Below are 5,804 nucleotides of genomic sequence, written 5' to 3'. Positions count from 1 at the left end.
CAGGCGGGTGGCCCGGCAGGGGCGGCGGGGCGGCCGGCGGGGCTGCGGGTGGAGGCGCGGGCCACGACGACGGCGCCACGCCCGGCGGCACCGGTCCACCGGGAGGTACGGGGCCGCCGTCGGGCAGCGGTCCTCCGGCCGGAGCGGGCTGGGCCCTGCGCCGGGACAGCAGCACGAACAGCAGCACAGCTCCGGCGATCACGACAATCAGGGCGATGCCGCCCCACAACGCCCACATCGGGATAGGGAATCCTGCGGAGCTTTCGGCCTTGACCCTGATCTGCTTGGCGTCGGTGGCCAGGAAGTCGATGGTGGCCGTGTTGCCGTCGATCTTCGCGCCGTTCGCCTCCACGACCTTCCCCGGGAAGGTCACCTTAAGCATGGCTTCATCGAAGATGGCCTTGGCGAGCTGTGCAGCCTGCGGGTCATTGGAGTCGTTGGACAGGTTCCCCATGGTCAGGACGTAGAAGTCGCCCTCCTTGACCAAGGTCATCTTGTTGGTGGAGTCCTTTTCGGCCTCGGCGATCTTTGCGGGGTCGATGTTGGCGGCGGTGATCCGCTTGCCTTTGTACTGGGCGTCTTCGAACTCCTCGACCTTCGCGCCCTCAGGGACGGTCATGTCCGCCGAGCCGTTGTTCGACTTCATGAATTCGTCGAAGGATTTGCCCTTCAGGACGTCCTTCTGGAGCGCGTAGACCACTTCATAGTCAACGCTCTTCTCGCTGTGGACCTTGATGTCCATGTTGAGCTTGAAACAACCCGTCAACGCAAAGAGCACGGCCACCAGAACAGCGATGGCGGCGACGGCACGTTGTGGCCGCATAATTCCCCCCGATCATCCATCCACCAAGAGTTCCTGGTGTCTGCAGATCAGAGTAGCTTTGCCTGCGGACCCGGCCAAGGGGGCGGCATTAGCATGGCCCTATGACTCCCGGGCAGCGGCTCCGCCGGATCGCCAACGCGTTGAACCTCTCCACTCCCTTGGGCCTGCTGCTCGCCCGGGCTGCGGGAGCCAGGTGCAGCGCCGGACCCCGGGGACTCACCATCGCCGCCGGCTACCGCTGGGGACTCCCCCATGCTCCCGCGTTCACCGTCGGGAACGTGGTGCTGTACCGGGCGGGGACCGCGAGCGCCGGGCAGGATCCCGTGTTGCTGGGCCACGAGGAGCGGCACAGCACACAGTACGCCTGGTGTCTGGGGCTGCCGTTCCTGGTCCTGTATTTCCTGTGCGCCGGATGGTCGATGCTTCGCACCGGCAATCCCGGCACCGCCAACTTCTTCGAACGGCAAGCCGGCCTCGCCGCGGGCGGCTACCCTGACAGGCAACGGACCGGCCCGGGAAACCGGGGCGGCACAACGAATCGAGGCATGACATGACCCGCAGCATCACCGTAACGGGCGACGGCACCGCCGAAGCGGTTCCGGACCTGCTCACCCTGACCCTCGCCGTCGAGGTCCGCCAGGACACTGCAGCGCGCGCTTACGACGACGCCGCCGGCGTCGCGCTCAACGTCACCGAAGCACTCCGCCGGCAAGGCGTGGCCGATGGCGACCTCCGCACCAGCGGACTGAACCTGCGGCCGGATGTGGTCTGGGTGGAGAACCAGGGGCAGAAGGTCACCGGCTATGTGGCGTCCACGGATCTGGTGGCCCGGCTGGGCCCGCCGCAGCTGGCGCCTGAGGCGATTTCCGCCGCGATTTCGGCCGGCGGCAACAGCGTGCGCATCAACGGGATCGAGCAGGGATTCAAGGACTCCTCCGCAGTTGCGGCGATGGCGCAGGACGCTGCCTGGCATGATGCCGAGGTCAAGGCCCGGCGGTTCGCCGGCCTGGCCGCTTCCCGGCTGGGGCAGGTGCTCTCGATTGAGCAGCGCCCCGAGCACGGCATGCCGGTGCCGGTTGCGCGCGACATGGCCCGCACCTTCGCCGTGGAGGGGGTCGCCATCGAACCGGGAACGGTCGCGGTGTCGGCGGGCATCGTGGTGACGTGGGAGCTGCTGGCGCCCTGAAGCTGCTCGCAGCCTGAATAGGGTTCAGTGGATGGCGCCCGCGGAGACCTTCACATCCTGCGCTGTCGCCAGCGCCGTCCGGACGACGACGGCGATCCCCTCCCCCATGTCGCGCACCGACATTCCGCCCGGGGTGCCCTCCCGCGCTTGGCGCGGAACGTGGATGAAGCCGCCGCGCGTGCCGGACGAGTCCGTGGCGAGGTGGTTCATGAGCCCATAGAACACATGGTTGCACACGTACGTTCCGGCGGTCTGCGAAACGTCGGCCCGCAGGCCGGCGATCTGCAAGGCGCGCAGCGCCGCTTTCACGGGAAGGGTGCTGAAGTACGCAGCAGGGCCGCCCGGAACCACTTCCTCGTCCACCGGGCGGTTTCCTGCGTTGTCCGGGATCCGTGCATCGTCGCAGTTGATGGCCACGCGTTCCAGGGAGAGCCTGTCGCGCCCGCCGGCCAGTCCGGCGCTGATCACCAATGCCGGCCGGAGGCGTGCGATCTCCCGGAGGAGCACCTGGGCGGATTCTCCAAAAACGCACGGCAACTCGACGGCCTCGACCTCGAGGCCCTCCGCGCGGAGGATATCGCGGGCGGCCTGCACCGCACCCCAGGAAGGGTTGGTTGGATCGCCGTCGAAAGGCTCGAAACCGCTCAGGAGGATCATGCGCCCAAGGCTACCTTGCGACGTTGGACCCGCGAGGCTGGGGTGCAGGACATCCTTGACTTAAATTCGAACATATATTCGAATTGATCCATGAGATGGGACGCACAGGCTCTTTCACCGCAGGAACCGGAACTGCCTGGACCGGAGCTGCGCGGTGTGAACAATGGAGACGCCGGCGAAAGCAGTGCATCCAGGGCTGCCCCTGCTCCTGCTGCACTGCTTCCGCTGGCCGGGCTTGTGCGTTCCGTCTCTACTCCCGAATTCTCCGGGGTCACCTTCCATGAGGTCACGGCAAAATCAGTGCTCAACAAGGTGGCTGCCGGTTCCCGCATGCCCTTCGAATGGACCATCAACCCCTACAGGGGGTGCAGCCATGCATGCGTGTACTGCTTTGCCCGCAAGACCCACACCTACCTGGAGTTCGACGCCGGCCGGGACTTCGATTCGCAGGTGGTGGTCAAGATCAACGCCGCCGAGATCCTGCGCAAGGAGCTCGCCCGGCCGTCCTGGGGCCACCATCAGGTGGCCCTCGGCACCAACACCGATCCGTACCAGCGGGCCGAGGGCCGCTATCAGCTCATGCCGGGAATCATCCGGGCGCTGGCGGATTCCGGCACGCCGTTTTCGATCCTCACCAAGGGAACCCTGCTGTCGCGGGACATCCCGCTGCTCAAGCACGCGGCCAGCCAGGTTCCCGTGGATCTCGGCATCTCCCTGGCCACGATGAACGAGGCCTTGGCTGCCGCGGTCGAGCCGGGTACTCCGGCACCCCGGGCACGGCTGAAGCTCATTGCCCGCCTGCGCGACGCCGGCCTGCCCTGCGGTGTCATGGCGATGCCGATCCTGCCCTGGTTGAGTGACAGCGACGACGCCCTTGAAACGCTCTTCGGCGCACTGTCCTCGGCGGGCGCCAGCGGGGTGACTGCCGGAGCCCTCTACCTGAAGCCTGGAACCAAGGAGTGGTTCATGCAATGGCTGGCCGCGAACCATCCTGAACTGACGGACCGGTACCGCCAGCTCTATTCGAAGGGCGCATACCCGCCGAAGGAATACCGTGAGTGGCTGGCCGGCAGGGTCAGGTACTTCAAGGCCCGCCACGGATTCACCGCAAGCAGCGGGTTCAGCCACCGCCATGCCCGGAACCACAACCGCGCGGCCGGAACCGGGCAGGAACACCAGAAAGTGCAGGCAGTCTCCACGGAGCAAGCCACACTCTTCTAACCGTGTTCTCAGGCCCTGGCAGCCACCTGTTCCAGCAGGGCCCGCACAATCGGGAAGTCCGCCGGGATCCAAGGCAGGCCCAAGGCCTCCTCGCCGTCCTCCAAGAGGACCCAGCGCAGTTCGTCATGGTCCTCAAGGGGGCGCGGCTCGCCGTCGAGCACCTCCGCGAACCAGACCCGCATGACGGCCCGCTTATTCAACGGCCATCCGGCCTCTTCCGGGGCGGGGATCTCGGAACCCAGGCGGACGTCGACCCCGAGCTCTTCCCGGAGTTCCCGGTGCAACGCGTCCTCGAAGGTTTCCCCGTCTTCGACCTTCCCGCCCGGGAACTCCCACATTCCGGCGAACTTCGGGGGCGCACTGCGGCGCGCCACCAGAAGACGGCGGGGATTTTCCAGGGAGTCGACGACGGCGGCACCGGAGACGCTGATGAGTGAAGTCACCGCACCAGCCTAGTTCGCCCGGACAGCGCGGCCCACCAAGGACCCCGGTCTGCTCCCCCGGGAACAGACGCCGGCACGGCAGGGTTACACAACACTAGACTTGAAAATCTGATTTATCCTCCGCGCCCGCTCAGGCCCAGCGGAGGAAACGCCCGGCCCGCAGCCAGAAACAGGACAGCCAGAAACAGGACCATGACCCAAACCAAAGCGCCCGCCGCAGCTGCAAAGCGCGGCACCCGACACCTCGCCCTGGCTATCTTCGCCCTCGCCATGGGCGGCTTTGCGATCGGCACCACCGAATTCGCCATGATGGGCCTCCTCAAGGAAATCGAGCATGGGCTGCGCATCAGCACGCCGGAAGCCGGCAACCTGATTTCCGCCTACGCCCTCGGCGTGGTGGTGGGTGCGCCGGTCTTTGCCGCCCTGGGTGCGCGGCTTCCGCGGAAGAACCTCGCCCTGGGCCTGATGCTGTTCCTGAGCGTTGCAAACCTGACTTCCTTCATCGCCCCGGACTACGGCACCATGCTGCTCAGCCGTTTCGCCTCCGGCCTTCCGCACGGCGCCTTCTTCGGTGTGGCCGCCGTGATCGCCGCAAGCCTGGTGGCTCCCACCAAGAGAGGGTGGGCAATTTCCATGGTGATGGCCGGCCTGACGGTCGCCAACGTCATCGGTGTTCCCGCCGCCACCTGGATGGGCCAGGCCTTCGGCTGGCGGCTGCTCTTCGTGGTGGTCGGGGTCATCGGCGCGCTCACCACGGCGTTGATCTGGAAGTTCGTCCCCTTCGAGGCGGCCCACCCGGGTGCGAGCATCCGCCGCGAACTCGGTGCCCTGAGGCGCGGCCAGGTCTGGTTTGCGTTGCTGATCGGCATCATCGGCTTCGGCGGCTTCTTCGCCACCTACACCTACATCGCGCACACCATGACGTTCGTGGCCGGAATGCCCGAGGCCATGGTCCCGCTCGTGGTGGCCCTCTACGGCCTGGGCATGGTGGCCGGCAACATCCTGGGTGGCCGCATCGCGGACAAGTCGGTCATGGGGACGATCTACCGGGTGCTTCCGGCGATTGCCCTGGCCTTGGTCGTCTATGCGGTGGCCGCCCACTGGGCGTGGTCCGCGCTGATCATGGTTTTCGTGGTCGGCGGAACCGGGTCGATGCTTGTCCCCGCCCTGCAGACCCGTCTGCTCGACGCCTCCCCCGACGCGCCGTCGCTTGCTTCATCGCTGAACCACTCGGCGCTGAATGTCGCGAACGCCCTCGGCGCCTTCCTCGGCGGCGTGGTGATCGCCTGGGGCTGGGGCTACGTGGCACCCGCCCTCGTGGGTGCCGTCCTGGCCGTGCTTGGCCTCGGCGTCGCGGCGCTGAGCGGCCTGCTCGAACGACGGCGTCCGCTGACCGCCTGACCCGCTTGGCGGTGACCGCCACAGAGGAACCGTTGAGCAGAACGCCGGCCGTGCATGGATGCACGGCCGGCGT

Annotated in this window: 7 protein-coding genes; 4 read left to right on the top strand and 3 right to left on the bottom strand. The window is 67.0% G+C overall.

Annotated features, from left to right (window positions below; all coding sequences use genetic code 11):
* A partial coding sequence (locus D3654_RS12095; RefSeq protein WP_120521749.1) for an LppM family (lipo)protein occupies positions 1-823 on the bottom strand: 823 nt, incomplete at its 3' end.
* A 101-nt stretch (positions 824-924) separates the two neighbouring features.
* Here D3654_RS12095 and D3654_RS12090 point away from each other — a divergent pair.
* A complete protein-coding gene (locus D3654_RS12090; RefSeq protein WP_120521748.1) occupies positions 925-1,377 on the top strand; it encodes a hypothetical protein in 453 nt (150 codons plus the stop codon).
* On the top strand, positions 1,374-2,009 hold the full coding sequence (locus D3654_RS12085; RefSeq protein WP_120521747.1) for an SIMPL domain-containing protein: 636 nt from the start codon (positions 1,374-1,376) through the stop codon (positions 2,007-2,009). Before D3654_RS12090 ends, D3654_RS12085 begins: the two co-directional genes overlap by 4 nt.
* Before the next feature lie 24 nt (positions 2,010-2,033).
* Here D3654_RS12085 and pcp read toward each other — a convergent pair whose 3' ends face one another.
* Entirely contained in the window at positions 2,034-2,666 is a 633-nt protein-coding gene (pcp, locus tag D3654_RS12080; RefSeq protein WP_120521746.1) for a pyroglutamyl-peptidase I, read from the bottom strand.
* A gap of 90 nt (positions 2,667-2,756) precedes the next feature.
* Here pcp and D3654_RS12075 point away from each other — a divergent pair, with 90 nt between their 5' ends.
* On the top strand, positions 2,757-3,887 hold the full coding sequence (locus tag D3654_RS12075; RefSeq protein WP_120521745.1) for an Rv2578c family radical SAM protein: 1,131 nt from the start codon (positions 2,757-2,759) through the stop codon (positions 3,885-3,887).
* An 8-nt stretch (positions 3,888-3,895) separates the two neighbouring features.
* Here the strand turns inward: D3654_RS12075 and D3654_RS12070 are convergent, their stop codons facing one another.
* Entirely contained in the window at positions 3,896-4,330 is a 435-nt protein-coding gene (locus tag D3654_RS12070; protein WP_120521744.1) for a (deoxy)nucleoside triphosphate pyrophosphohydrolase, read from the bottom strand.
* Positions 4,331-4,522: 192 nt separating this feature from the next.
* On the opposite strand from D3654_RS12070, the gene D3654_RS12065 reads away from it, so the two are divergent.
* Positions 4,523-5,731 carry an MFS transporter gene (locus D3654_RS12065; protein ID WP_120521743.1) on the top strand — a complete coding sequence of 403 codons (1,209 nt, stop codon included), beginning with the start codon at positions 4,523-4,525 and terminating at the stop codon, positions 5,729-5,731.
* Positions 5,732-5,804 lie beyond the last annotated feature (73 nt).

It is taken from the genome of Arthrobacter celericrescens, from assembly GCF_003614925.1.
Taxonomy (GTDB): domain Bacteria; phylum Actinomycetota; class Actinomycetes; order Actinomycetales; family Micrococcaceae; genus Arthrobacter; species Arthrobacter celericrescens.
The sequence above is the reverse complement of the archived record's forward strand: the minus strand, read 5'-3'. Positions and strand labels throughout refer to the sequence as shown.